Below are 936 nucleotides of genomic sequence, written 5' to 3'. Positions count from 1 at the left end.
AAGTAACTAAAAGTGTTCATTATGTCTGATAATACTCTTGAACGGCTTGTATATCTGATTAAATGCTGGTATATTTGTCGCAAAAAAGAGAGAGTATGTATATTCAAAATGTTCCCAAAGTAGGTATTTCTTCGGTAGTTCATTCTAAACATATAGATTCTGGCAACATTGATGTTGTTGATAATGATATAGCGCTCTTCGATACGGAGAGCGTTATATCGTTGTATAATGGACCGACTAAACTGGAGGTGTTGACGGTAGGTCTTTGCCTGGAAGGTACTGGTACTTTTAATATTAGTTTACGTGAGTTCCAACTGTTCCCCGGATTAATGGTGATCGCGCTGCCTAATCAGATTGTCGAACAGCGGTGTTTCAGTTCCGACTTTAAAGCGATATTCTTTGCTGTGTCGAAGAACTTGTTGGAGACATTGCCTAAGATCAGTAATGTGCTTTCCTTATTCTTTTATCTGAAAGATTACCCGTGTTTCAATCTTACACCGCAGGAGCAGGAGACTGTGAAGGAATATCATGCATTTATCAGAAAACGGTTGAAGAATAAGGAGGCTTTATATCGTAAAGAAGTGGTAATGGGCTTGATGCAAGGGTTCTTTTTTGAACTTTGTAATATCTTTACCAATCATGCGCCAGCCAATGCTACTACCATGAAAAATAAAAGCCGGAAAGAATATATTTTCGAACGTTTTTATGAGTCTTTAGTGGAGTCTTACCAGTCTGAACGGAGCGTGAAATTCTATGCTGACCAGTTGTGTCTGACGCCGAAGCATCTTTCGGGAGTAGTAAAAGAGGTCAGCGGAAAAACGGTGGGGGAGTGGATAGACGAACTGGTGATTCTGGAAGCGAAAGCACTTCTGAATTCTTCAAGTATGAATATACAAGAGATTGCCGATCGGCTGAATTTTGCCAACCAGTCGTTCT

At 40.0% G+C, this 936-nt stretch carries 1 protein-coding gene; it reads left to right on the top strand.

What is annotated here, in order from left to right; genetic code table 11:
• Positions 1-95: 95 nt before the first annotated feature.
• On the top strand, positions 96-936 hold an 841-nt coding region (locus AB5935_RS25750; protein ID WP_368327843.1), incomplete at its 3' end, for a helix-turn-helix domain-containing protein.

Origin of the sequence: Phocaeicola sp. RTP21198st1_B8_RTP21198_201120, from assembly GCF_040929485.1 — a bacterium.
GTDB lineage: Bacteria > Bacteroidota > Bacteroidia > Bacteroidales > Bacteroidaceae > Phocaeicola > Phocaeicola dorei.
This window is presented reverse-complemented; position numbering and strand designations above follow the sequence as displayed.